This window comes from Actinoallomurus iriomotensis, from assembly GCF_030269445.1.
Taxonomy (GTDB): domain Bacteria; phylum Actinomycetota; class Actinomycetes; order Streptosporangiales; family Streptosporangiaceae; genus Actinoallomurus; species Actinoallomurus iriomotensis.
The window spans coordinates 873443-899448 of record NZ_BSTJ01000001.1; the positions used below are offsets into that span (position 1 = coordinate 873443).

Sequence of the window (26006 nt, forward strand, 5' to 3'; positions counted from 1 at the left end):
CGTTCCACGGGCGACGTCATTCGCTCCGACGCGCGACCGCCGACGGCGGTTCCCCGGCGCCGGCGCCTCGCCTAGAACATCACCGACATGAAGGTGTTGACGTCCCGGAACCCGACACGGCGGTAGGTCGCGCGCGCCGGGGTGTTGAAGTCGTTGACGTACAGCGAGACCGCGGGCGCGATGGAGCGCAGCGCCTCGTCCACGACGGCCGCCATGCCGTGCACCGCGTGGCGGCGGCCGCGCAGCTCGGGGTTGACCCACACGCCCTGCACCTGGCACGCGTGGGGGGTGACCGCGCCGATCTCGGCCTTGAACACCACGCGTCCGCCCTCGATGCGGGCGAACGCCCGGCCCGAGCGGATGAGTTCGGCCACCCGCGCGCGGTAGAGCACTCCCCCGTCGCCGGTCTGCGGCGAGATCCCGACCTCTTCGGTGAACATGGCGACGCACGCGGGATAGAGGGTGTCGAAGTCCTTCATCGTGACCCGCCGCACCCTGGTGTCGGGGGCGACCGGCGGCGGCGACGTGGTCGACATGACCGGCTGGGTGGCGCGGATGGCGCGCGGCGCGCCCCAGGAGGGGCGCAGGGCGTTCCAGAGCTGGGTCACCGGCCCGACCGGGCCGACGATCGAGGAGCACCGCCGTCCCTGCGAGCGCGCCCGGTCCGCGAAGTGGCGGATCGCCTGTTCGTCGGCGGCGACCGGCACGAGGTTGGCGCCGGAGTAGCAGAGGGAGGTCAGCCGGCCGTCGTGGAGACAGCCCCACATCTGGGCGCCCAGCCGGCGGTGGTCCAACCCGGCGACGTGGACGCGGGAGCTGACGAAGACGTTGGAGACCGGGTCGGCGTCGAGGATCGCGAGCGCCTCGTCGAGGTGGCGGTCATCCAGCAGGCGGACCGGCGAGGTCCGGAGCACCGGGCTCACGAGATCTCCTCAGCTGCTCGCTCGGAGCAATGCGGGCCGGATCGCCGCCCTGCCGACAGATCCGCTCCGCTCACGGTGTCAAGGGTACGGCAGTATCGCCCGAAGATCTCTCCCAAGGTGCGACAGTCGTCTCACCACCGGAGATCCTCGGAGATCTACGGCACTTCCGACAAGCGGCACCCCCGGCCGGCGGCCGGGGGTGCCATTGGTCTCGGCCGGACGTCAGGGACGGCCGATCAGCGGACGGGTGGGCACCCGCGGCGTGACGGATCCCGCCGAGCTCTTGGCCGACGCCTTGGCCGCGGCGCCGGAGGGAACCGGGTCCGGCAGCGCCTGGCAGGTCGTGTCCGGTCCGTTGCCCGGCTTGTCCTTCGGCAGCGCGTCCGTGGCCAGGTACGCCGCGACCTTGTCGTCGAGGCAGGCGTTCCCGTTCAGGGTGTTGGCGTGGGTCTTGCCGCCGATCTCGGCCACGAGGCGGGAGGGCAGGAGCTTGTGCATCTCCTCGCCGCCCGGGTACGGCGTCGCGGCGTCCAGCGTCGACTGGACGAGGAGCGCCGGGGTCATGCCCTTGGCCTTGATCTTCAGCTTGGGGCCGCCCTGGAAGGGCCAGAAGGCGACCGGGGCGTTGAACCAGACGTTGCCCCAGGTGTTGTAGTGGTAGCCCTGCTTGTAGAGCTTCGCCGCGTCGTTGTGCCACTTGCTCCAGTTACGCGGCCACCGCGCGTCGGCGGCCTGCACGGCGTTGTACATCGCGAAGCCGTTGTCGTCGGAGGAGAAGACGTAGTTCTCGTAGAAGTCGGTGATCGCCGAGGCGTCGCCCTTCGTCACGTACGCGGAGAACACGTCGGCGGTCGGCTCGTACCAGCCGGTGCTGTATCCGGCGTTGAGGAAGGTGTCGTCCAGCTCGTCGGGGCCGACCTTCCCGCCGATGGCCTGCTTGGCGGCCTTGGCGCGGATGGCGTAGTACGCCTGCTCCACCTTCGCCTCGGTGGTGCCGAGGTGGTAGACCGAGTCGTACTTGGCGACCCAGCCGAAGAAGAACTTGATGTTCCGCTCGAACGCCTTGTCCTGCTCGAGCTGCGCGTCGTACCAGACGCCGCGGTCGTCGACGTTGCCGTCGAGGATCATGTGCCGGACGCGCTGCGGGAACAGCGTGCCGTACGTCGCGCCGAGGTAGGTGCCGTAGGAGAAGCCGTAGTAGCTGATCTGCTTCTGGCCCAGCGCGGAGCGGATGGCGTCGATGTCGCGCGCCGCGTCGGTGGTGCGCAGGTGCGGCAGGAGCCAGCCGAACTGCTTGGCGCAGGCCTGCGCGTACGCCTTGGACTTCTTGAGCCAGACCGCCTCGTCCGCCGCCGAGTGCGGGACGTAGTCGGGGCGCACGGGGTCGGAGTAGTGCGGGTCGCAGGTCAGCGCCGGCCGGCTGGCCCCCACACCACGCGGGTCGAACCCGATGATGTCGTAGTCGGCCGGGATCTCGTCGTGGCCGACGCCGCTGAACCAGCTCGCGAGGCCGCCGGACAGGTACAGGCCGCTGCCGCCCGGGCCGCCGGGGTTGCCGATCAGCACGCCCTTGTAGTGCGCGTCATCGGTGTGCTTGACCCGCGAGATCGCGACGGAGATCTTCTTCCCGTTCGGGTGGCCGTAGTCCAGCGGCACCTGGATCTGGGCGCATTCCGCATTGGCCAGATAAGGGTCGCCGCCGGCGCACTTGGCCCAGGCGATCGCGGAGGGCGCCGCCGTCCCCTCGGCCGACGCGGACACGGCCACGGCCGACGCGGCGATACTCAGGCCCGCCGCGGCCGTGATGACAGCAAGTCTCTTCAACGAAACCCCCTACGCGCGCGGCGTCCGACGACGAACCGCGCTGAGCTGAATGCGCAGATTGTTTCGTCTGTGCCATTTGGCGAAAAGGGGGCGTTTTAACTGTTGCGGGATCGTAATTGCCTGGTGGGAACGCCGAGGCATGGGAAGACCCCCGGCGCGCCGCCGGGGGTCTTCTCCGTCGCTCCTACGGGCGGGCGAGCGCCTGCGGGAACTGCTGCGCGACGGCCGCCTTGGCGGTGGCCGACGACGCCGAGGACGGCGGAACCGGCTCGGGCAGACGCGGGCAGTGCGTCTGGTTCGCCGGCAGGGTGCCGTCGGTGAGGAAGGCGGCGAACTTGGAGTCGATGCAGGTGTTGCCCCGCTCGACGACGCCGTGCGTACGGCCGCCGTCCTCGATCACCAGGCGCGACCCCTTGAGCCGCTTGTTCATCTCCACGCCGCCGGGGAACGGCGTCGCGGCGTCATTGGTCGCCTGGAAGAGCAGCACCGGCGGAACGCCCTTGGCGTGCCCCACGTCGACCGGCTTGCCGGGCTTGGCGGGCCAGGTCAGGCACGGCGCGTTGTACCAGGCGTTGGACCAGGTCTCGAACTGGTAGCCCTGGTCGTAGAGCTTCCAGTTGTCCTTGCGCCAGGTGTTCCAGTTCTTCGGCCACTTCACGTCGCTGCACTGCACGGCGTTGTAGACCACGTAGCCGTTGTCGTCGGTGGTCGCGCCCAGGAGGTTGAAGGCGTCCACCAGCGGCTGGCTGTTGCCGGCCTTGTACTGGGCCAGGGCGTTGGTCAGGTACGGCCAGTACGCGCCCAGGTCGATGTACCCGGCGACCAGGTAGGTGTCGATGAACTCGGCGCCGCCCACGACACCGCCGGCCGGCGACTTGATCAGCTTCTCGCGCGTGTCGAAGAAGACCTTCCGCACCGCCTGCTGGGTCGTGCCCAGGTGGTACACCGAGTCGTACTTGGCCGCCCACGCGAACAGCGCGTTGATGTTGCCCTCGAACGCCTTGTCCTGCTCGAGGTTGGCGTCGTACCAGACGTCACTCGGCTTGACGTTGCTGTCCAGCACCATGCGGCGGACGTGCGACGGGTACATCGTCGCGTACACCGAGCCGAGGTACGTGCCGTAGGACGCGCCGTAGTAGTTGATCTGCTTCTGGCCCAGCGCCGCGCGGATGTCGTCCATGTCCTGGACGGCGTCCGTCGTCTTCATGTGCTGGAGCAGCGAGCCGTACTTGCTCCCGCAGGCCTTGGCGTACCCGGCCGCCTTCTTCAGCCAGGTCGTCTCCAGCGCCTTGGTGGTCGGCACGTAGTCGGGCCGTACCGGCTGGAAGTAGTTCGGGTCGCAGCTCAGCGACGGGCTGCTCCCGCCGACGCCGCGCGGGTCGAACCCGATGACGTCGTAGGTGGCCTTGAGACCGGCCGGCAGACCGTTCGCCACGCGAAGCGCGAAGTCACGGCCGGTGCCGCCCGGTCCGCCCGGGTTCACCAGCAGGGACCCCTGGTAGCCGGTCGTGCCCGTGTGCTTGTAGCGGGACAGCGCCAGGGTGATCTGCCGGCCGTGCGGCTTGGAGTGGTCGAGCGGCACCTGGAGGCTGCTGCACTCCAGACCGCTCAGGCCCGGATCGGTACACGCCGACCAGCTCAGGCTCGCGGTCGGCTGGGCGGGGCGGGCCTGGGCGGCGGTCGGCGCCAGCGCCAACGCGACCAGACCGGCTCCGGCGGCGGCCGCCGTGATGGCAAGCTTTTTCACGTAACCCCTTTCGCGCGGGGTTCGGCGATGAACCCCGGTTCATGCGGTAACGCACGATTTTCGTGACGACGCCGTACGGCCGGGAAGGGGCAGGCCAACAGTGGCCAGCCACGACAAAGCCCCCGGCCGTTCGGCCGGGGGCTCGGGAAAGCCTAGTGGTCAGGCGGGCGCGGAGCCGTCAACCACGCTCAGGAGACGGTGACGGCGGCTCCGGGGCCCTCGCCGGTGACGTCGACGCCCATCTCGTCGGCGATGCGCACGGCCTCCTCGATGAGGGTCTCGACGATGGCGGACTCGGGCACGGTCTTGATGACCTGGCCCTTGACGAAGATCTGGCCCTTGCCGTTGCCGGAGGCGACGCCGAGGTCGGCCTCGCGCGCCTCGCCGGGGCCGTTGACGACACAGCCCATGACGGCGACCCGCAGCGGGACCGGGAAGTCCTGCAGCGCGGCGGTGACCTGGTCGGCCAGGGAGTAGACGTCGACCTGGGCGCGCCCGCAGGAGGGGCAGGAGACGATCTCCAGGCCGCGCTCCCGCAGGCCCAGGGACTCCAGGATCGCCAGGCCGACCTTGACCTCCTCGACCGGCGGCGCCGACAGCGAGACTCGGATCGTGTCGCCGATGCCCTCGGCCAGCAGCGCGCCGAACGCCACCGAGGACTTGATCGTGCCCTGGAACGCCGGCCCGGCCTCGGTGACGCCGAGGTGGAGCGGGTAGTCGCACTGGGCGGCGAGCTGCCGGTAGGCGTTGATCATCACGACCGGGTCGTTGTGCTTGACCGAGATCTTGATGTCGCGGAAGTCGTGCTCCTCGAACAGCGAGCACTCCCACAGCGCGGACTCGACCAGCGCCTCCGGGGTCGCCTTGCCGTACTTCTCCAGCAGGCGCTTGTCCAGCGACCCGGCGTTAACGCCGATGCGGATCGGGATGCCGGCGTCCTTGGCCGCGCGGGCGATCTCGCCGACCTTGTCGTCGAACTTCTTGATGTTGCCCGGGTTCACCCGCACCGCCGCGCATCCCGCGTCGATCGCGGCGAAGACGTACTTGGGCTGGAAGTGAATGTCGGCGATCACCGGGATCTGCGACTTGCGGGCGATCGCCGGCAGCGCGTCGGCGTCGTCCTGCGACGGCACCGCCACCCGTACGATCTGACAACCCGACGCCGTCAGCTCGGCGATCTGTTGAAGAGTGGCGTTGACATCCGAGGTCAGGGTGGTCGTCATCGACTGCACCGACACCGGACTGTCACCGCCCACCGGAACCGAGCCCACCATGATCTGCCGCGACTTGCGGCGCGGGGCGATCGGCTTGGGCCTCGCCTGCGGAATCCCGAGATCGACGCTCATCGATAACGCGGCACGGAGCCGTGTGCTCCGGGGGCTGCCGCGCCCTCCCTTCGAGTTGGCACTGTCACATGGACGTACAGGTATAAGCCTAGGCAACGGGTGGAGTTATGCGGACCCGAAGGGTCTATTGAGGCACTTTGAGTGGGTTGAAGACATCGGCGAGAATCAGCAAAACCCCGAGCCCGACGAGCAGCGTCACCGCGACGTACGTCAGCGGCATGAGCTTCGTCATGTCGACCGGCCCGGGATCCGGCCGCCCCCGCACGCGGAAGACCAGGGCCTTGATCCGCTCGTAGCAGACCACCGCGAGGTGACCACCGTCCAGCGGCAGCAGCGGCACCAGGTTGAGCAGCCCGACGAACAGGTTCAGCGAGACGATGAGCAGGACGAACGAGGTGAGCTTGTCGCGCCACGTGTCGCTGGAGGAGAAGACCTGTCCCGACGCCTCCGCGCCGCCGACGATGCTCCCCGCCTGGCCGCCGGGCGTGCTGGCGCGCTCGTGGCCGAACAGCTTGGGGATCGCGTGCGGGATGTCCGCGACCACCTTGGCGACCGAGACCGTCATGTCGCCCATGAACCGCCCGGCGAACCGGACCGAGGCCACCGGGCCGAGCCGCCGCGTGCGCGCGACCGGCTCCACCCCCAGGTAGCCGCGACCGTCGAGGGCCGCGACGGTCACCGGCAGGGAGAGCCGCCGGCCGTTCCGCTCGACCACGACCGTCACCGGGCGGCCGGGGCTGGTGTCCCTGATCGCCGCGGACAGCTGGTCCCAGTCGCGCACCGGGCGTCCGCCGAATGACACGATCCGGTCGTGCGCCCGCAGGCCCGCCTTCTTCGACGGGGACTCCGGGTCGCGGACGGCACAGGTCGCGGCGGCCGTCACGCAGGGCGACACGCGCCGTACGACGGTCGTGGCGGCGCGGTCGGACGGCAGGCCGACCCCGGCGGCCAGCCCGACCAGCAACAGGAACGCCAGGAGGAGGTTCATCACCACGCCGGCGACGATGACCGCCGCACGGCGCGGCGCGGGCTGCCGGTAGAAGGCCCGCGGCTCGTCGGCGGGGTCGACCTCCTCCAGCGGGGTGTAGCCGACGATCTTCACGAAGCCGCCGAGCGGTATCGCCTTGATGCCGTACTCCGTCTCACCCCGCCGGCGCGACCACAGGGTGGTACCGAACCCCGCGAAGAACTGCGACGCCTTCATGCCGAAGCGCTTCGCGGTGATCAGGTGCCCGGCCTCGTGCAGCACGACGGTCAGCAGGAGCGCCACCACGAAGGCGACGACTCCGAGGAGGCCGTAGAGGTGGGTCAACCAGTCGTCAGCTCCCGTGCCCGGGTCCGTGCCCAGTCGTCGGCGGCCAGCACGTCGTCGAGCGTCAGCGCGGCCGGTGTACGGGCGCCGGATCCGCTCATGTGCTCCGACACTACCCGCGCGACGGTGTCGACAATCGCCGGGAATCTGACGCTTCCGTTGAGGAACGCCGCGACGCACTCCTCATTCGCGCCGTTGTAGACCGCCGGCGCGGTGCCGCCGGCCGCCCCGACCTCGCGCGCGAGGCGTACCGAGGGGAACGCCTCGTTGTCGAGCGGGAAGAACTCCCAGGTGTGCGCGCGGGTCCAGTCGAGGCCGGGGGCGGCGTCCGGCACCCGGTCGGGCCACGCCAGGGCCAGGGCGATCGGCAGGCGCATGTCGGGCGGGCTGGCCTGCGCGATCGTCGAGCCGTCGGCGAACTCCACCATCGAGTGCACGGCCGACTGCGGGTGCACCATGACCTCGATCGAGTCGAAGGGCACGTCGTAGAGCAGGTGCGCCTCGATCACCTCCAGGCCCTTGTTGACCAGCGTGGCGGAGTTGATCGTCACGAGCGGGCCCATCGCCCAGGTGGGATGCGCGAGCGCCTGCTCGGGCGTGACATCCTCCATCTCCGCGCGGCTCCGGCCGCGGAACGGGCCGCCGCTCGCGGTGACGACGAGCCGCCGCACCTCCCCGCGGTCTCCCCCGCGCAGGCACTGCGCGAGCGCCGAGTGCTCGGAGTCGACCGGGACGATCTGGCCCGGCTTGGCGCGCTGCCGGACGAGCGGCCCGCCGATGATCAGCGACTCCTTGTTGGCGAGCGCGAGGACGCGCCCCGCGTCGAGGGCCGCGAGGGTCGAGGCGAGCCCCGCCGCGCCCTCGATGCCGTTGAGCACGATGTCGCACGGCCACGCCGCCACCTCGGCGATGGTGGCCGGGCCGGCGAGGAGCCGGGGCAGGCGGTAGTCGCCGGAGGAGTATCCCCGCTTCTGCGCCTCGGCGTACAGGGCGAGCTGCAGGTCCTCGGCGGCCGAGCCCTTGGCCACCGCGACGACCTCGGGGCGCAGGTCCAGCACCTGCGCGGCCAGCAGGTCGACCCGGCCTCCGCCGGCCGCCAGCCCGGTCACGCGGAACCGGTCGGGGTTGCGCCGGATCACGTCGATGGCCTGCGTGCCGATCGACCCGGTGGAACCCAGGATCACGACGTCTTTCGGACCGCTCGCGGCGGAGTTCTCCTCGTAAATCACTCCTCCATTCTCACCAGGACCGGACGGCGCCGCGAGGTCAAAGCACACATCACCCGATCACGAGCGCCGTTTTACTCAAAGTGAGCCTGTGATCACCCTCGGTGCTGCACACTTTTGGCTCATGTTCACCAGATCCCCCTTCGCTCTCGTGGTCCCCGCCGTCAGCGCCGCCCTTGGCATGCTCGGCTCCGCGACCTCGCATCCGGCGCCCGGTGTGACCGCCGTGACCGACCACGTGATCGCGACCGCGTCGTCCGCGACCCTCCGCTACTGGACGGTCGAGCGGATGCGGCGCGCCGTCGTCCCCCCGCAGCGCTCACACCTGTCCGCCAAGGGCGGCGCGGACGGCGGGCCGGCCGCGGGCACCCCCGTCACCATCCCCGGCAGCGTGCCCGAGCAGCAGTCCAGCCGCCGCTCCGTCGCGACCCCGGGCGCACCCTGGACCTCGCGCGGCGCCGTGCGCGCCACCACCGGCAAGGTCTTCTTCACCATCAACGGAGGCGACTACGTCTGCTCCGCCGGCACGGTCGCCAGCGCCAACCGCGACCTCGTCGTCACCGCCGGGCACTGCGCGCGGGACGCCGCCGGAAACTGGGCCGAGCACTGGATCTACGTGCCGGGCTATGACCAGGGCCGCCGGCCGTACGGCGCCTTCCCCGCCCGTCACCTGTTCGTGCCCGGGCCGTGGACGACGCGCGGCGACGAGAACTACGACGTCGCGCTCGTCGCGCTGTCGACCTCCGGCAAGCGGCACGTCACCGACGTGGTCGGCGCGCAGGGCATCGCCTTCGACCAGCCGCGCGGCGCGCTGGTGTACGGCTTCGGCTACCCCGCCGGCGGGCGGTACGACGGTGAGCGGCTGACCTACTGCAGCGGACGCACCTACCCCGACTCCCACAAGATCACCAAGGACGAGGGGCTGCGCTGCGACATGACCGAGGGTTCCAGCGGCGGACCGTGGCTGACCCGGTTCGACGCGGGCACCGGCACGGGCGTCGTGACGTCGGTGAGCAGCTTCAAGTACGCCGACGACCCGGCCACGATGTACGGCCCCTATTTCGGGAACGCCATCCGCCGCATGTACGACCGCGCCCAGCAGGCGTGAAATACGGGCCTGCCCGCCCCCGGATCCCTACTGTTGTCCCGCATGAGCGAGCGGAGCGAGTGAGTCAATGAGCACGCGCGCCCGGTCTCTCCCCGACGAAGGAGGGCTCATGAGCGAGCGGAGCGCGCGCGTCGAGCTGGTCGTGGCCTCGTTCGACGACCCGATCGTGACCGGTCTCCTGGCGGAGGCGCGGCCACGCGCGGACGCGTCGGTGATCGGCCAGGTGATGGGCCCGGTGGTCGTTCCCCGTCCCCGGTCCGGGGCGGCCCCGTACGGCGGGCACGTGCCCGACGCCGGAGTCGTGTTCGTCGTCGCCCGGCGGGCGGACGCGCCGGACGGCCCGGTCGGCTGCGCCGGGCTGCGGCGGATCGCCGACGACACCGCCGAGGTCGAGCGCCTCTACGTACGGCCGCCGTACCGCGGGCAGGGCCTCTCGCGGCTGCTGCTGGCCGGGGTGGAGGATCTCGCCCGGCGGCGTGGGTTCGCGGTCGTCCGCCTCGCGGCGGCCGATCTGCGCGTCGCCGGGTTGTACGTCTCGCGCGGCTACGTCCGTATCGCGCCGTTCGGGCGGCGGCCCTCGCCCAGCGTCTGCTTCGAGAAGGCACTGCCGGCCATCGGGCGCCCGTCCCGCTGACGGGTCAGCTCACCTTCCAGAGCCGGATGGTGCCGTCGTTGGCGCCGGTCGCCAGGGTCCGTCCGTCCGGGCTGAACGCCACCGGGTAGATCGTGTCGGTGTGACCGGTGAACGAGGCGTCGAGGTCGCCGCTTTCGACGTTCCAGAGACGAACGACCTTGGTGTCATCGCCGCCGCGGGCGGCCAGAGTCGTGCCGTCCGGGCTGAAGGCGATGCTGCCGCCCTCGCTGCCGGTGATGACCGCGTCCGACCGGTGAGTGGACATGTTCCAGAGCCGGATGGTGTGGTCGTCGCTGGCGCTGGCGAGGAGCTTGCCGTCCGGGCTGAACGCCACCGAGCGGACGAAGTCGTCGTGGCCGGTGAGGTTGGCGGTGACACGGCGGGTGGCGACGTCCATGAGCCGGACGGTCTTGTTGTCGGGGTAGGCGAGCGTCCCGCCGTCCGGGGTGAACGCGAGTGTGTCCATGGCGTACTTCATGCCGGAGACCGTGGCGGTGACACGCCGGTCGCGCATGTCCCAGAACCGGATCAGGCGGGTCCCCGGATCGCCGATGGTGGGGATGATGTCCGCGCCGACCGCGAGGGTGCCGCCGTCCGGGCTGAACGCCAGCGAGTCGACCGAGGCCCCGTCCGGGTCGGTGAGGGTGGCGATGACACGACGGGTGGCCACGTCCCACAGCCGGAGTTCGCCGTTGCGTTCGCCGTCGGTGACCAGGGTCCTGCGGTCGGGGCTGAACAGCACGTGGAACTTCTCGTCGCCCGGTTCGTTCAGCAGCGTCGCCGTCTGACAGCCGGTGGCCACGTCCCAAAGCCGGATCGTGCCGTCCTCGCCGGCGCTCGCCAGGCTCTTGCCGTCGGGGGCGAACGCCAGGTCGAAGATGCATTTGTCGCCCGTGGACAGGGTCATCTCACGCGGCGCGGACGTGGCCGTGGCGCGGGCGGAGCGACCGGCCCTTCCGGCATGGTGCCCCGAATCCGACGACCACGCCATCCAGCCGCCCGCGGTGACGGCCGCGACGAGGGCGAGGCCGGCCGCCAGCGCGACGGCCGCCGTCCGGGTCCGGCCCGGCCGGCGGACCAGCGTACGGACGGGCGGCGACCAGGGAGTCGGCGGCTGTGGTCCCGCGGCCGGGCGCGGGACCGTCCCCTGCGGTGGCGCGAGCGCCGGCGTCGCGTCGGGCCGGCTCGGCGGTCGCTCCTCGTCCGTGATGGAGGTGAGCAGGCCACGGACGGCGTCGGCGGTCAGCCGCTCGGCGGGATTCTTGCGCAGCAGCCCCGCCAGCACCTCGGTGAGCGGGCCGGCGTGCACGGGCGGGGCGGGGTTCTCGGTCGCGATGGCGATGAAGACGGACCCGTGCGTGGGCCCGGAGAAGGGAGGATGGCCCTCGACGGCGGCGTACAGCGTGGCGCCCAGGGACCACAGGTCCGATCGAGGGGTGGCGCGGTCGCCGCGTACCTGTTCGGGTGCCATGAAGGCCGGCGTGCCCAGGAGCGTGCCGGTGTGAGTGAGGGTCGCGTCGCCGTCCAGTGCGGCGATGCCGAAGTCGGTGAGGACGGCCCGGTCGCCCTCGAGGAGGACGTTGGCGGGCTTGATGTCGCGGTGCACGATGCCCCGTTCGTGCGCCGCCGACAGGGCCGCCAGCACCTGCCCGCCGATCGCGGCGGCCTGCGGGACGGGCAGCCGTCCCTGTTCGCGGAGCAGGTCCTGCAGGGAGCCGCCCTGGATGAGCTCCATGACGATCCACGGGCGCCCGTCGTCGCCCAGCACGCGCTCGTACACCGTCACGATGCCGGGGTGCCTCAGCCGGGCCGCGGCCCGCGCCTCGCGTTCCATCCGGGCGTACCAGACGCGGCGTTCCTCCGCGGCGACGTGCTCGGGGAGCCGGAGTTCCTTGATGGCGACCAGACGGTCGAGGTCGACGTCCCGGGCCTGCCACACCGCGCCCATCCCGCCCCGGCCGAGCTGCCCGAGGATGTGGTACCGGCCCGCCAGCACCGCCCCGACACCAGTGTTCATATAACGAAAAATAGCGTCATCGCCGGGGGAAATACCCCTTCCGGCGGAGACGGTCCGGTGGATCGACCTCGATCCACCGGACCGCGGCGGCCCGGCTCGCGCCTCCGCTAACCGGCCTCGCTGAGGGCGACGCGGGAGTGCAGGCGGCGCAGCGGGCTGGGCAGCCACCAGTTGGCCCGCCCCAGCAGGCGGATCGTGGCCGGAACCAGCAGCGCCCGTACGAGCGTGGCGTCGACCACCACGGCGGTCAGCAGTCCCACTCCGATCAGCTTGATGAACATGATCCCGGAGGTGGTGAAGGCGCCGATCACGACGGCCAGGAGCAGCGCGGCGTTCGTGATGATCGCGCCGGTGCGCTGGAGCCCGGCGGCGACCGCGGCGGCGTTGTCCCCCGTACGGTCCCACTCCTCGCGGATCCGGCTGAGCAGGAACAGCTCGTAGTCCATCGACAGCCCGAAGGCCACCGCGAGGATGAGCACCGGCTGCGACGCCTCCACCGCCCCCGTGGAGGTGAAGCCGAGCAGGCCGGCCAGGTGCCCGTCCTGGAAGCCCCAGACCATCACGCCGAACGCCGCGCTGAGCGACAGGGCGTTCATCACGAGCGCCTTGAGCGGCAGCACCACCGAGCCGAGTGCGGCGAACAGCAGCGCGAACGTCACCACGCCGACGAACAGCGCGGTCCACGGCAGCACGTGGCCGAGACTGCTCAGCAGGTCCACGAGTTCGGCGCTCTGGCCCCCGACGTACACCTGTCCCGGGGCGGGCAGCGCGCGGATCCGCCGGACGAGGTCGCGCGCCTGCTCCGACTGCGGGTCGGCCGGCGTGCGCACCGCGACGTGCGTCGCGCTCCGGCCCGTACCGGCGACGTCCGCGCCGGCGACCCCGCGCACGCCCCGCAGGCGGCCGACGTACCCGTCCAGGTCCGCCTTTGCCACATCACCCGCGACGACGACGTCGATCGGGGACAGCGCGCCGTGGGAGAAGTCGCGGTCGAGCGTCGCCGAGACGGTGCGCGGCTCGGCGCCGGGCGGCAGCGCGCGCACGTCGATACCGCCGAACCGGATGCCGAGGAACGGCGCGCCCAGCACGAGGAGGACCAGCACCGAGCCGGTGGCGTACGCGACGGGCCGCCGCATCACGCTGCCCGCGAGCCGCGACCACGCACCCCGCTCCCGCTCGTCCCGGCTGTTCTCGCCCCGGCGCCGGCGTCCGAACCGCAGCGCGTCGACGCGACGGCCGAGCAGCGCCAGCAGCGCGGGCAGGACGGTGAGCGCGGCGAGCATGTCGACGAGCACGACCGCCATGCCGCCGAGGCCCATCGACCGCAGGAACATCTGGGGGAAGAACAGCAGGCCGCCGAGCGCGATGGCGACCGTGATGCCGGAGAAGGCGACCGTACGGCCGGCGGTGGCCATGGTCCGCACCAGCGCCTCCCGCTCGGAGTCGGTGCGGCGCAGCTCTTCGCGGTAGCGGGTCACGATGAACAGGGCGTAGTCGATGGCCAGGCCCAGCCCGAGCATCGTCACGATGTTGATCGCGAAGGTGGAGACGTCGGTGGCGAGGGTGATCAGCCGCAGCGCGGTGAACGCGCCGAGAATCGCCACGCCGCCGATGGCCAGCGGCAGGAGCGCCGACACCAGGCTGCCGAAGATCACCACGAGCAGCAGCAGCAGGATCGGCGTCGAGATCATCTCGGCGCGGGCGAGGCCGGCGGAGGTCTGCCGGCTCAGCTCGGCGTTGGTGCCGATGACGCCTCCGCGGAAGGTGCGCAGCCCCGGCGCGGCCAGGTGGTCGCGGATCCGGTCGTAGGTCTTCAGGCGATCCGGCAGGTCCGCGCCGGCCAGCCGGATCGCGGCGTACGTCGCGTGCCGGTCATGGGAGACCAGTGCCGGAGAGCCGGTGTTCCAGTAGGTGGTGACGTGGGGGACGTCGGCCGAGGGAAGGCGGGCCAGGGTGCCGGTTACGGCGGCGCGGAACGCCGGGTCGTCCACGGTCGCGGACGCGCTCTCGTACAGCACGACCAGCTCGTCGTCGGCCGGGCCGATCCGGTCGTTGATGATCTTGGCGGCGTGGGAGGAACCGGAGCTCGGATCGTCGAAGCCCCCGTTTTTGAGCGCTCCGAAGACCCCCGTCCCCCACACGGAGGCGGCGGCGATCAGGACCAGGGCGCCGACGATGACCCACTGGCGTCGCCGCTGGACGAAGCGGCCGAGAGATTCGAACATGTGCCTGCTCTCCGAGTAGTCTGTTATCGGTGATAGCAAGAGTAAACACCGTTTACCGTTAACGGCGTTTACTCAAGCACACACTGTTCACGACCGTCAAGGGAGAACCGTGCCGACGACCCGCCGGGAACGCATGCGCGACGCGACGCTGCTGGAGATCAAGGAAGTGGCGAGGGAGCACCTGCGCGTCCAGGGCCCGTCCGGCATCTCCCTGCGCGGCATCGCCCGGGACCTCGGCATGACCGCCCCGGCGCTCTACCGGTACTACGCGAGCCTGGACGACCTGCTGGCCGCGATGATCGAGACGTACACGAACGAGATGTGCGACGCGATGGAGGTGGCGCGCGACGCGCTGCCCGCCGACGACCTCGACGGGCGCCTCGTCGCGGTGACCCGCGCCTTCCGCGACTGGTCGCTGGAGCACCGGCCGGAGTTCGCCATGGTCTTCGGCGCGCCCGTGCCGGGCTTCACCGAGCCCGAGGAGGCCGGCGTGCAGCAGGCCGGCGGACGGCTGGGCGCCATCTTCTTCGCCCTGTTCATCGAACTCTGGCGGCGGCAGCCGTTCCCCGTGCCGCCGGACGAGGAGATCCCGCCTGCGCTGAGGCGTCAGCTACGGCTGTTCGCCACCGCGTGCTGCGGAGAGGACGACGACGCCCCGCTGGGCGTCATCCGGCTGTTCGCGGGGTCCTGGGTGCGCCTGTACGGCTTGGTGGCCATTGAGGTCTTCGGTCACATGGACTTCATGATCGACGACATGAATCCATTGTTCGAAGCCGAACTGAATGACCTGGCGAAGACCATCGGGCTGAAGAAGGACCTGCCCTGAAGGTCGCCCGCGCTACGTCGGCAAGAGGGTGTGACCAGGTGGTTTGTGGTCGGCATTCCGGATTCTGGTCCGGTGGGACGGTCGCGGCGTAAGGTAATCGGCCGTTGCCGCAGTTTTGCCGTGCTTTGCGATTTCGGCGACTGAATAAACACCTTCACGGCGATAGAAATGGAGCCGAAGCGGAGCCGACGAAGTTGGGGGGAGCTGAGCTTCATGGCCCGTTCCGGTCCGACATTCGACCCGGACGGTCTGACCGCCGCGCAGCGCTACGGAGAGGCCTGCGTCGTGTGCCACAAGAAGTGGCCGCGGCCGAGGGCCCACGTGGGCCGGTTGCCGGACGATTCGCGGGTGTTCGCGTGCGACGACTGTGTGCCGGCCCTGCGGATCATCCCGCAGCCCGTACGCCGACGAGCCACCGCGCGCCGGCCGGCCAGGCGAACCGAAAGCCTGGAAGAGAGCCTGACCAGAGCCTAATTGGAGAGCGTCCTGAGTCCGGGGGGAGCCCAGGACGCTCATGAGAGACGCGCGCCCGGCGGGGGCGGCCGGGCGCGCGTCTCTTCACATGTCCGGGGCCGGTCAGCCGCGGGCGTCCTGCCAGGCGCGGTTCCAGTCCGCGTAGTCGGCGCAGCTCTTGCTGTTCACGCAGCTCGCCGCCGGCATCCGGGCGAACATCACCTTGCTCAGGTAGCCGCGGTCCCCCACGTGGTAAGCGCTGCAGAACTGCGGGCGCAGCCGGTCACGGGCGCAGGCGTCCGGGTTCGCGGGCGCGACGCCGTCCCACTCGGCCACCTGCTGCTGCACCTCGGGCGAGCTCGCCCAGTTGAGCCACTGGTACATGCAGTTGGGATGGTCGGCGCGGGGGCTCATCATCCACGCGTCCATCCAGCCGGTCACGCCCTCGCGCGGCGTGACGCCCGCGACCGGCCTTCCGCTGCGGCTCAGCACGTCGACCTGGTACGGCCAGACCTCGCCCAGCGCCGCGTCGCCGGTGGCGAACGCCGCGATCGCGTCCGAGGGGTTGAGCCAGTAGGTCTTCACCATGGGCCGCTGCTTGGCCACCAGCGCGCCCGCCGCGGCGAGCTGCTTGGGCGTGAGCGCGAACGGGTCCTTGATGTGCAGCTTGCGGTTGTGCGACCGCAGGTAGAGCGCGGCGTCGCCCAGCGTCAACGGGCTGTCGCGCACGACCAGGTGCCCGGCGTACTTCTTCGCCTGCGCCGGATCGAACAGCGCCGCCCAGCTGTCCGGCTGCGGGCGCACGGTGCGCGGGTCGTACATGAGGAGGTTCGCCCCCCAGGTGAACGGCACGGCGTAGTGCTTGCCCTTCACGGTGAGCTGGGAGCGCAGCTCCGGTTCGAGGTCCTTGTAGTCGTCGATGAGATCGGTGTTGATCGGCACGGCCTGCTTGGAGGCGATGAGCTCGCCGGCGATCTCCGGTGTGGCCGCGACCCCGTCGTAGTGGAGGTTCGGCTTGGACATCAGGTCGAGCATCTCCTGCGGGTTCGCCGCGTACTTGATCTTGACCTGGCACTTGGTCTTCTTCTCGAACGGGGTGATCCAGTCGACGCGCGGGTCGTTCCCCCCGCTCTCGGCATAGCCGTTCCAGCTCACGAGGGAGACCAGGCCCTCGCCCTGGCCCATGGTCTGCGCGGCCCGCACCTCCTTGGTGCGCCGGACATCCTCGCCGCCCCCGCCGCTGCAGCCCGCGAGACCTAGTGCGGTGGCCATCACGGCCGCCGCGAGCATCCGCGAACGCCTCATGCCGCTCCGTTCGTCGCGTTGGAACCTCTGCGGTGAGCGTAACGACGTACGGGAGCGGATGTGCACGTGGTCCGGATCAACGCCGGTGGGAAGCGGGGAGAAAGGGAGAGGCCCGGACAACCGCGCCGGGGGCTACGCGGTTGTCCGGGCGTCATGCGGCCTCGGGTGAGCACCCCTCTGCAGTCACGCCTGTCACGGAGGTGTTGGAGGGGGAGGCGGCGCGACTGAAAATCGCTCGCCCGAGACCGCGGCTCTGGAGGCGGCGGAGACCGCGGCGGTCGGTGGCCGGTGAATGAGCGGTCATCGCGGGCCACCGGGCCACGCGGCCGCCGGAACCCGGCCGGCCCGTGACGTCTCGGCCTCGCCGAAGAGAATGCCGCCCGGCTGCGGTGCCGGGCCCGGCACACGGCGGCGTGCCTGGAGGACCTCGATCGACTCGACCAGCTCTTTCACGTTGATGGCCTCGATGAAGTTGATGGCCTCGATGAAGTGGTTCGATCCCCGCTCGTGCGGCGGGAGCGCCCACCAGTGACGAGTCGCCTGCCCGAACCAGATCGTCCAGTGCGGGTAACGTGCCGCCAGCATGGCCAGTAACGAATACGGCTGCTGGTCGAGCGATTCGTCGGCAGACATGGGGGCTCCCTGACGACCGGGGAACGTCTTATTTTTCGCGAGAAGCAAAAGTCGACAGTACGAAGTGTGTCGTATGCCACAGAGGAGGTCAAGAGGCCTAGCTATTGTTTGTAGTTTGCCCAGTCAACGAAGTTAGGCAGGACAAAAGCGCTGTTCAACGCCACGCTCGGCATGGCGACAGAAAAGATCTTCCCCGCCGTCCACGGACTGCGTTTCGACGGCGCCGGCCGAGGCGCCGTCCGCCTTGGACCTGTTGAGCGGTCCCCCTGAGGCCATGGTGACCTACTCGGCGGCCGGTGACCACCCTCCGAGGCCGCCCCTTCTCGGCCACATCACCGTGCAGCGCGTTTCGCCCCGCCCGGAAAACCCGCAGCGTGCGCCGCGAAATCCGGGAACCCCGTCTTTTCCGCCCGGCGAAAAGGTGAGACCACCAAAAGGTGCGCATAATTACGAAAACCGACGCGCCTTTATTGGGGCTCGGCCGAGGCCGCCGGAGAGCCGTGACCGGCGCCGCCGGCGACCGGAGCCGGGTTCGCCCGGTCGCCGGCGGGTCGCTCAGCCGTTGGTGGGGAAGCCCAGGTTGACCCCGCCGTGCTCGGGCTCGAGCCAGCGGGCGGTGACGACCTTGCCCCGCGTGTAGAAGTGCACGCCCTCGGTGCCGTGGACGTGGGTGTCGCCGAACAGCGACGCCTTCCAGCCGCCGAACGAGTAGTACGCCATCGGCACCGGGATCGGCACGTTCACGCCGATCATGCCGACCTCCACCTCGTTCTGGAACCGGCGGGCGGCGCCGCCGTCGTTGGTGAAGATCGCGGTGCCGTTCCCGTACGGGTTGTCCGCGATGACCTCCATCGCGGCGTCGTAGGACGGCACGCGCACCACCGACAGGACCGGGCCGAAGATCTCGTCCCGGTAGCAGGTCATCTCCGGCCTGACCTGGTCGAGGACCGTCGGCCCGAGCCAGAAGCCCTCGCCCTCGGGCATCGGGTGCGAGCGCCCGTCGACGGCCAGTGTGGCGCCCTCGGCGACGCCCCCGTCGAGGTAGGACGCCACCTTGTCGCGGTGCTGCCGGGTCACCAGCGGGCCCATCTCCGATTCCGGCGACGTGCCCGGGCCCACGCGGAGCCGCGCGACGCGTTCCTTGATCTTGGCGACCAGTTCGTCGCCCACCGGCTCGACGGCGACCACCACGGAGATCGCCATGCACCGCTCCCCCGCCGAGCCGAAGCCCGCCGAGACGGCGGCGTCGGCGGCCAGGTCGAGGTCGGCGTCGGGCAGCACCAGCATGTGGTTCTTGGCCCCGCCGAGCGCCTGCACCCGCTTGCCGTGCGACGTGGCGGTCTCGTACACGTAGCGCGCGATCGGCGTGGAGCCGACGAAGCTCACCGCGCGTACGTCCGGATGCGCGAGGAGGGAGTCGACCGCCACCTTGTCCCCGTGCACGACGTTGAACACGCCGTCGGGCAGGCCCGCCTCCCGCCACAGTTCGGCGAGCCGGACCGAGGCGGAGGGGTCCTTCTCCGACGGCTTGAGCACGAAGGTGTTCCCGGTCGCGATCGCCACCGGGAACATCCACATCGGCACCATCGCCGGGAAGTTGAACGGCGTGATGCCCGCGACGACGCCCAGCGGCTGGCGGATGGAGTAGGAGTCGACCCGGGTCGAGACGTTCTCGGAGAAGCCGCCCTTGAGCAGGTGCGGGATCCCGCAGGCGAACTCCACCACCTCCAGCCCGCGCGCCACCTCGCCCGCCGCGTCCGACCGCACCTTGCCGTGCTCGGCGCTGATCAGCGCGGCCAGTTCGTCCCGGTGCTCCCGTACGAGCTCACGGAAGGCGAACAGGATGCCGGAACGCTTGCTCAGCGAGGTGTCACGCCACGCGGGGAACGCCTCCCTGGCCGTCGCGACGGCCGAGGAGACGTCGTCGGCGGTCGCGAAGTCGACCTGCGCGCTCACCTGCCCGGTCGCGGGGTCGTACACGTCGCCCCGGCGCTCGGCCGTGCCGCTCCAGGGCTTGCCGCCGATCCAGTGGGTGATCCGTGCATCGGTCATGAAATCTCTTCCAGCGCGTCGATGAGAATGTTCAGGCCCTCTTCCGCCTCGTCCTCGGTGAGCGTGAGCGGCGGCGCCATCCGGACGGTGTCGCCGTACAGGCCGCCCTTGCCGACGAGCAGCCCGCGGGCCTTCGTGGCCTCCAGCAGGCGTTTCGCCGCCTCCGGTGAGGACAGCTGGATGGCGAACATCAGGCCCCTGCCGCGCACGTCGGTGACGACGTCGAGCCGTGCGCCCGCGGCCCGGAGCCCGTCGATGATCCGCTCGTCCACCTTGGCGGCGTTCGCCTGCAGGTCGTGATCGAGGATGTAGTCGAGCGTGGCGTTCGCGGCCGCGGTGGAGATCGGGTTGCCGCCGAACGTCGACAGCCCGGTCGCGTGCAGCGCGTCGAGCAGCTCGCCGCGGGCGACCACACCGCCGATCGCGAAGCCGTTGCCGAGCCCCTTGGCGAAGGTCATGATGTCGGGCGTCACGCCGTGGTTCTGGATGCCCCAGAAGTTCTGCCCGGTACGGCCCCAGCCCGTCTGCACCTCATCGGCGATGAACAGGACGCCGTGCTCGGCGAGGACCTCCTGGTAGGCGGCGTACAGCCCGTCGGGCGGCGCGGTGAAGCCGCCGACGCCCTGGATCGGCTCGGCGATCAGCGCGGCCACGTCGCCGCCGACGACGGTGGCGAGCGTGTGCCGCAGGTCCTCCACGCACACCTTGACGTAGTCGTCGTCCGACAGCCCGCGGAACTGCGCGAGGTGCCGGTCGCCGCCGTGCAGGAAGTAGACGCTGAGCGGCGACAGCGCGCTGTTCTTCCACGAGGCGTTGGCGGTGATCGAGGTGGCGCCGAACGACCGGCCGTGGTAGCTCTGCCGCATCGCGAGCACCTGGTTGGACTTACGGGTGTACGTCGCGAGCAGCAGCGCCGTCTCGTTCGCCTCGGTGCCGGAGTTGGTGAAGAACACCTTGGCGTTCTCGATGCCGGACAGCCGGGCGATCTTCTCCGCCAGCTCGACCTGCCCGCGCAGGAGGTACAGCGTCGAGGTGTGCACGACCCCCGTCGCGAGCTGGCGCTCGACGGCCTCGCGCACCTCGGCGATGTCGTAGCCGAGGGTGTTGGTCACGATGCCGGCGAAGAAGTCGAGGTAGGTACGGCCCTCGGAGTCGGTGACGCGGTTGCCCCGGCCGCTGACGATCTCGATGGGCTCGTCGTAGTAGAGGGTCACCCAGGTGGGGATGACCGCGCGATGGCGTGCAAGCAAGTCCGACATGTCTAGAGTCTTCCTGTCCTTCCGTGCCAAGCGCCAGGCAGCACAGTGTCAGGAATCGCGCTCCGCGCCTGGCAGCCTGTCATCCTCGGCGAGCCGGCGATCACAGCGCGTTGAGCCGCCGGGCGAGGTGGAAGTCGTGCTCGGTAAGGCCGCCGGCGGCGTGGGTGGTCTGGGTGAGGACGACGACGTTCCACCGGATCTCGACGTCGGGGTGGTGGTTGAGCTCCTCCGCCACCTCGGCGACCCGGTTGACGTACGCCATCGCCTCCTTGAAGTCCCGGAACTTCACGGTGCGGACGATGGAGTCCTCCACGAGCTCCCAGCCCGGCGTCCCGGCCAGCTCGCGCTCGATCTCGGCCACGCTCAACCGCTTCATTTCGGCACTCCTCTCTCCCGTTTCATAACATCACGAATGTGCTGCCCACTTTGGCCGACGTTCTGCACCTGGACGCGGTACGACGCGGCGAGCCACGTGTCGTGGCCGGCGCGGACCGGCTCGACGCCCGCGTGCGGTGGGTGCACAGCGCCGAGGTCACCGACATCGCCCACCTGCTGCGCGGCGGGGAGCTGGTGCTCACCACCGGCATCGCGCTGCCGGACGAGCCGGGCCGGCTGCGGCGGTACGTCGCCGAGCTGGCCGAGGTCGGCGCCTGCGGACTCATCGTGGAGCTGGGGCGCAAGTACGCCAGCACGCTGCCGGCCGCGCTGATCTCCGCGGCCGAGGAGTACGGGCTGCCGCTGATCGCCTGGGCGCGTGAGACACCGTTCGTGGACGTCACCGAGGCCGTGCACGCGCAGATCATCGACGCGCAGCTCGCCGAGCTGCGCGCCTCGGACAAGCTGCACGAGGTGTTCACGCAGCTGTCGGTGGACGGGGCGCCGCCCGACGAGGTCGTCCGCCAGGCGGCCCGGCTGTCCGGCCGTCCGGTGGTGCTGGAGAACCTCGCCCACCAGGTGCTGGCCGCCGACGCCGCGGGCACCGACCCCGCCGACCTGCTGGCGAGCTGGGAGACCCGCTCCCGCGCGGTGCGCACGGAGGAACGCACCGCCTACGACGCGTCGTCCCGGTGGCTCGTGACCGTCGTCGGGGCGCGCGGCGAGGACTGGGGGCGGCTCATCATCGCCGGTGAGGGGCCGCCGTCCCCGCGCGACGTCGTCCTGATCGAGCGCGCGGCGACGACTCTCGCGCTCGGGCGCCTGCTGGACCAGCACGCCCAGAGCCTCGAACGCCAGGCCCACGGCTCCGTCATCGCCGGGATCCTCGCGCACGCCTACTCCGACCCGCAGGAGGCCGCGGCACGCGCGCGGGCCCTCGGTGTGCCGCTCACCGGGCGCCGTCTCCTCGGCATCGTGGTGCTCCCCTGCCCCGCCGGCACGACCGAGCTCCCGCCGCTCGCGGAGCTGGCCGACGCGACCGCCGCCGCCTGCCGGGACGCGAGTCTCGCCGCCCTCGTCGGGGCCCTCGACGAGGGGTCGCCCCAGGCACGGGTCGGAGTGCTGGCCTCGCTGCCCGCCCGCGCCGAGGACGAGCGGATCCTGCGCGAGGTCGCGAAGCGGCTGCGCGCCCACCGCTCCGTCGGAGGCGCCGCGGACGCCGGACGGGGCTTCGTCATGGCGGCCGGGTCGATCGTCGAGTCGATCCGCGACGTACGCCGCTCGTTCCTGGAGGCCGAGCAGGTCGCCGACGTGGCCGCGCGGCGAGGCGACGAGCGGCCGTTCTACCGCCTGCCCGACCTGCGCCTGCGCGGGCTGCTGCACCTGCTGCGCGACGACGCCCGGCTGCAGACCTTCATCGAACGCGAGCTGGGCCCGCTGCTCACCCACGACGCACGCCGCGGCGGCGACCTCGTCCACATGCTCGCGCTCTACCTCGACAGCGGGCGCAACAAGGCGCTCGCGGCCCAGCGGGCCCACCTGTCACGCCCGGCCCTGTACGAACGGCTGCGGCGAATCGAACGGGTCCTCGACACGGACCTGGAGGACGTGGAGTCCTGCGCGTCCCTGCACGTCGCCCTCCTCGCACTCGACTCCGTACGAAGGGACCGCTCTTGAGAGAACGCGCACGTGACCTCGGGATCCGGATCGGCACCGCGGACACCGGACCGGCGAACGCGATCACCGACGTGGCCGGTGTCCGGGTCGGGCACACGACGATCATCCGGGGCGACGGGCCGCTGCGGGTCGGCGAGGGCCCGGTGCGTACCGGCGTGACGGTGGTCCTGCCGCACGACGGCGTGCTGGAGGACGAGCCGCTGTACGCCGGTTTCCACTGGCTCAACGGGAACGGCGAGATCACCGGCACCGCGTGGATCCACGACGGGGGCATGCTCACCACGCTGATCGGGCTGACCAACACCCACAGCGTCGGCGTGGTCCGCGACGCGCTCATCGACGTCGAACGCCGGGGCCGCGGGCACGGCTCCTGGGGGCTGCCGGTCGTCGGCGAGACCTGGGACGGCGTGCTCAACGACATCGATGGCGGCCACGTGACCGCCGCCCACGTGCGCGAGGCGTACGAGGCGGCGGCCCGGAGCGGGCCCGGCGACGCGGTGGCCGAGGGCAACGTCGGCGGCGGCACCGGCATGATCTGCCACGGCTTCAAGGGCGGCATCGGCACGTCCTCGCGCGTCGTGGAGGGCGGCTGGACGGTCGGCGTGCTCCTGCAGGCCAACCACGGACGGCGCGAACGCCTCACGGTCGACGGCGTCCCCGTGCGGATCGACGACGTGCCGCGCCCGGTGGCGCCGGCGGCCGAGGGCGCGGGATCGGTGATCGCGATCGTGGCGACCGACGCGCCGCTGCTGCCCCACCAGTGCCGGCGGCTGGCCCAGCGCGCGGGCCTGGGCATCGCCCGTACGGGCGGCGCCGGGGAGAACTTCAGCGGCGACGGCTTCCTCGCGTTCTCCACCGCGAACCGCGGCCGGCTGCCCTCCGACGCGCCGGGCACCGAGCCGCCGCGGGTCTTCCAGGTCGACGTGCTGGCCGACGCGTACCTCGACCCGCTCTTCCACGGTGTCATCGAGGCCACCGAGGAGGCCGTCGTGAACGCCCTGCTGGCGGCCGAGACGATGACCGGCCGCGACGGCGTCACCGCGTACGCCCTGGACCCGGACCGCCTGCTGGAGTTCGTCGACCGGCGCTGATCCCGGCGGCGTCAGACGGGCAGGTGGCGGGCGAGGAACTCCTCGGCGCGGCGCCAGGCGCGGGCCGCCGGTTCCGGGTCGTGGAACATCGGCGCCTTCCGGTTGTGGAAGGCGTGCCCCGCCTGCTCCTCGACGTGGATCTCGGCGTTCGGCCGGCCGCGGACCGCCTTCTCGACCTCGGCCACGTCCGCGCGCGGGATGTACGGGTCGCTGCCGCCGAAGTGGAACTGCAGCGGGCACTCGATCGCGTCGAGCAGGTCGAGCCGGCCGGGCACCTCCGAGCCGTAGAAGGACACGACCGCGGCCGCGGCGTTCTGGGCCGCGAGGAAGTAGGCGATCGACCCGCCGAGGCAGAAGCCGAGGATGCCCGCCGTCCCGGTCGCCTCGCCACGGGCGACCTCCGGCAGGGCCATGAGGTGCCGCAGCCCGCCGGCGGCGTCGGCCACGCTCTGCTCGAAGTCGAGGCGCCCGCCGAGTTCGAGGGAGCGCGCGACGCCCTCCTCGTCGTGTACGGCCCGCCAGCCGGGGCTCAGCCGCCAGAACAGGTCCGGCGCCGCCACGACGTACCCAAGGCCGGTGAGGTCCTCGGCCACGGCGTGGATGTAGTCGCCGACGCCGAAGATCTCCGGGACGAGCAGGACTCCCGGCCCGCCGCCGGAGCCGGGAAGCCAGACCGTCAGGTCGTACGCGCCGCCGGGGACCGTCACCTGCTCCACACGGGTTGCCGCCATGCGGGCAGCCTAGGGCCTAGATCATCCCGTGGTGACGAGTTCGGTCTCCGGGAGCGCGGTCTCCTTGGTCGGGCGGGACACGCGGCGGGCCCAGGGCATCGCCAGGGCCAGGAGCGGGATGACCGCCACCGAGCTGATCGCCCACCACTCGTGGTTCTTCCACCAGCCGTTGTCGTCGAACTGGGTGAGGTAGAGGTAGCCCAGCCCGGCCCAGACGGCGGCCAGCCCCAGGGCCGGGCGGCTCCAGCGCGTCGGGCGGGCGCACAGGAACGGCACGAACCAGAGGAGGTACTGCGCGCCCATCCGCGGGGTCACGATCATGAACGCGAGCAGGATCGCCGAGGTCTGGTCGATCCGGTCCGAGCGCCACCACAGCCACATGACGAGGGCGATCGTGGAGTAGAGAATGACCTGGCCGATCGAGGCGGCGGCCGAGACGAGCTGCCAGTCGCCACCGGTCATCACGGCGGTCCAGCCCCACTCGCCGACGATGGGCCGCACCTCACCGAGATAGCGGGCGACGTCGAGGATGCCCGACCACGAGCTGTCCACCACGAGCGGCAGCGTCACCAGGAAGAACACCGGCACCGCACCGGCCGCGACCAGCCCGTACAGGCGCTGGCGCCAGGTGGGCAGCATGGCCAGCAGCACCGGCAGCAGGATGATCGGCCAGCTCTTGGCCGACAGCGCGAACCCGAACAGCGCCCCGGCCCACGCGGCGTACATCGCGGCCCGGTTTCGGCCCTCACCGTCCGGTGCGGGTGTGGCACGTGCCACGACGTACGCGCCGACGAGGAACGCGAGGGCGACCGGCTCCACCTGGCCGTGAATGATCGCGACCATCAGGGCTATCGGGTTGCAGGCGTACTGGAACCGCGCCTGTGCCCGGTACTTCGGCCCGGCCAGCTTGCCGACCAGCACGATCAGGACGGCGTCGGCCACGAACGTGACCACGCGGCCGGCGACCTCCCACGGCAGACCGGTGGCCAGCACCAGCGCGTAGAAGTAGGGGATCATCGGCAGGAAGTGCCAGGACCCCTGCGTCGCGAGCACCGGATCCTGGTGGTGCAGGATGGCGCGCCCGGCGTGCCGGAAACCCTCGTTGTAGTCGACCGGCTGCCATGCGGCGGTCGCGGCGACCACCAGGAGGATCAGCCGCAGTCCGATGCCCACCGCGAGGGAGGTCCGCAACGATGGCCGCCACCCGCGCCACTGCGCGAGGACGGCCATGATCAGGCCTGC

Annotated in this window: 21 protein-coding genes; 6 read left to right on the forward strand and 15 right to left on the reverse strand. The window is 71.1% G+C overall.

Translation table 11 applies throughout. The features are described from left to right. Positions 1 to 71: 71 nt before the first annotated feature. The 6 genes from QSK37_RS04145 to dxr form a co-directional block, all read right to left on the reverse strand. A complete protein-coding gene (locus QSK37_RS04145) occupies positions 72 to 914 on the reverse strand; it encodes a GNAT family N-acetyltransferase (protein ID WP_285581014.1) in 843 nt (280 codons plus the stop codon). A 231-nt stretch (positions 915 to 1145) separates the two neighbouring features. Further along, positions 1146 to 2747 carry an alpha/beta hydrolase gene (locus QSK37_RS04150; RefSeq protein WP_285617624.1) on the reverse strand — a complete coding sequence of 534 codons (1602 nt, stop codon included), beginning with the start codon at positions 2745 to 2747 and terminating at the stop codon, positions 1146 to 1148. A gap of 184 nt (positions 2748 to 2931) precedes the next feature. Beyond that, a complete protein-coding gene (locus QSK37_RS04155) occupies positions 2932 to 4494 on the reverse strand; it encodes an alpha/beta hydrolase (protein ID WP_285617625.1) in 1563 nt (520 codons plus the stop codon). A 188-nt stretch (positions 4495 to 4682) separates the two neighbouring features. Beyond that, on the reverse strand, positions 4683 to 5840 hold the full coding sequence (ispG, locus tag QSK37_RS04160) for a flavodoxin-dependent (E)-4-hydroxy-3-methylbut-2-enyl-diphosphate synthase (protein ID WP_285580951.1): 1158 nt from the start codon (positions 5838 to 5840) through the stop codon (positions 4683 to 4685). A gap of 124 nt (positions 5841 to 5964) precedes the next feature. Next, positions 5965 to 7152 carry a M50 family metallopeptidase gene (locus QSK37_RS04165; protein WP_285617627.1) on the reverse strand — a complete coding sequence of 396 codons (1188 nt, stop codon included), beginning with the start codon at positions 7150 to 7152 and terminating at the stop codon, positions 5965 to 5967. Further along, positions 7149 to 8336 (reverse strand): 1-deoxy-D-xylulose-5-phosphate reductoisomerase, encoded by a 1188-nt coding sequence (dxr, locus tag QSK37_RS04170; RefSeq protein WP_285618878.1) that lies wholly within the window; start codon positions 8334 to 8336, stop codon positions 7149 to 7151. The genes QSK37_RS04165 and dxr overlap by 4 nt, the downstream gene beginning before the upstream one ends. Positions 8337 to 8502: 166 nt before the next feature. Here dxr and QSK37_RS04175 point away from each other — a divergent pair, with 166 nt between their 5' ends. Beyond that, a complete protein-coding gene (locus QSK37_RS04175) occupies positions 8503 to 9486 on the forward strand; it encodes a trypsin-like serine peptidase (RefSeq protein WP_285617628.1) in 984 nt (327 codons plus the stop codon). Positions 9487 to 9595: 109 nt separating this feature from the next. Further along, entirely contained in the window at positions 9596 to 10120 is a 525-nt protein-coding gene (locus QSK37_RS04180) for a GNAT family N-acetyltransferase (RefSeq protein WP_285617629.1), read from the forward strand. 4 nt (positions 10121 to 10124) lie between these two features. On the opposite strand, the gene QSK37_RS04185 is transcribed toward QSK37_RS04180, so the two are convergent. After that, a complete protein-coding gene (locus QSK37_RS04185) occupies positions 10125 to 12137 on the reverse strand; it encodes a WD40 repeat domain-containing serine/threonine protein kinase (RefSeq protein WP_285617631.1) in 2013 nt (670 codons plus the stop codon). Positions 12138 to 12244: 107 nt separating this feature from the next. Beyond that, a complete protein-coding gene (locus QSK37_RS04190; protein WP_285617632.1) occupies positions 12245 to 14362 on the reverse strand; it encodes an MMPL family transporter in 2118 nt (705 codons plus the stop codon). A gap of 109 nt (positions 14363 to 14471) precedes the next feature. On the opposite strand from QSK37_RS04190, the gene QSK37_RS04195 reads away from it, so the two are divergent. Both QSK37_RS04195 and QSK37_RS04200 read left to right on the forward strand, forming a co-directional pair. After that, positions 14472 to 15188 carry a TetR/AcrR family transcriptional regulator gene (locus QSK37_RS04195; protein WP_285617634.1) on the forward strand — a complete coding sequence of 239 codons (717 nt, stop codon included), beginning with the start codon at positions 14472 to 14474 and terminating at the stop codon, positions 15186 to 15188. A gap of 213 nt (positions 15189 to 15401) precedes the next feature. Then, complete coding sequence (locus QSK37_RS04200) at positions 15402 to 15662, forward strand: hypothetical protein (protein ID WP_285580966.1); 261 nt, start codon at positions 15402 to 15404, stop codon at positions 15660 to 15662. Positions 15663 to 15764: 102 nt separating this feature from the next. Here the strand turns inward: QSK37_RS04200 and QSK37_RS04205 are convergent, their stop codons facing one another. The 5 genes from QSK37_RS04205 to QSK37_RS04225 form a co-directional block, all read right to left on the reverse strand. Continuing rightward, positions 15765 to 16946, reverse strand: coding sequence for an ABC transporter substrate-binding protein (locus tag QSK37_RS04205; RefSeq protein ID WP_285617635.1), 1182 nt, complete (start codon positions 16944 to 16946; stop codon positions 15765 to 15767). Positions 16947 to 17246: 300 nt separating this feature from the next. Beyond that, on the reverse strand, positions 17247 to 17579 hold the full coding sequence (locus QSK37_RS04210; RefSeq protein ID WP_285617638.1) for a hypothetical protein: 333 nt from the start codon (positions 17577 to 17579) through the stop codon (positions 17247 to 17249). A 555-nt stretch (positions 17580 to 18134) separates the two neighbouring features. Then, a complete protein-coding gene (locus QSK37_RS04215) occupies positions 18135 to 19631 on the reverse strand; it encodes a CoA-acylating methylmalonate-semialdehyde dehydrogenase (RefSeq protein WP_285617640.1) in 1497 nt (498 codons plus the stop codon). Further along, positions 19628 to 20890: an aspartate aminotransferase family protein gene (locus QSK37_RS04220; RefSeq protein ID WP_285617641.1), complete on the reverse strand. Its 1263-nt coding sequence runs from the start codon at positions 20888 to 20890 to the stop codon at positions 19628 to 19630. The genes QSK37_RS04215 and QSK37_RS04220 overlap by 4 nt, the downstream gene beginning before the upstream one ends. 100 nt (positions 20891 to 20990) lie before the next feature. Then, a complete protein-coding gene (locus tag QSK37_RS04225; RefSeq protein ID WP_285617643.1) occupies positions 20991 to 21266 on the reverse strand; it encodes a 4a-hydroxytetrahydrobiopterin dehydratase in 276 nt (91 codons plus the stop codon). A gap of 38 nt (positions 21267 to 21304) precedes the next feature. Here QSK37_RS04225 and QSK37_RS04230 point away from each other — a divergent pair, with 38 nt between their 5' ends. After that, positions 21305 to 22942 (forward strand): PucR family transcriptional regulator, encoded by a 1638-nt coding sequence (locus QSK37_RS04230; RefSeq protein ID WP_285617644.1) that lies wholly within the window; start codon positions 21305 to 21307, stop codon positions 22940 to 22942. Continuing rightward, entirely contained in the window at positions 22939 to 24033 is a 1095-nt protein-coding gene (locus QSK37_RS04235) for a DmpA family aminopeptidase (protein ID WP_285617645.1), read from the forward strand. The genes QSK37_RS04230 and QSK37_RS04235 overlap by 4 nt, the downstream gene beginning before the upstream one ends. 11 nt (positions 24034 to 24044) lie before the next feature. Here QSK37_RS04235 and QSK37_RS04240 read toward each other — a convergent pair whose 3' ends face one another. Continuing rightward, entirely contained in the window at positions 24045 to 24764 is a 720-nt protein-coding gene (locus QSK37_RS04240; protein ID WP_285617647.1) for a dienelactone hydrolase family protein, read from the reverse strand. A 21-nt stretch (positions 24765 to 24785) separates the two neighbouring features. Then, the gene (locus QSK37_RS04245) at positions 24786 to 25994 is read right to left on the reverse strand and encodes a glycosyltransferase 87 family protein (protein WP_285617648.1); all 1209 of its coding nucleotides are present in this window, start codon (positions 25992 to 25994) and stop codon (positions 24786 to 24788) included. Positions 25995 to 26006: the final 12 nt, after the last annotated feature.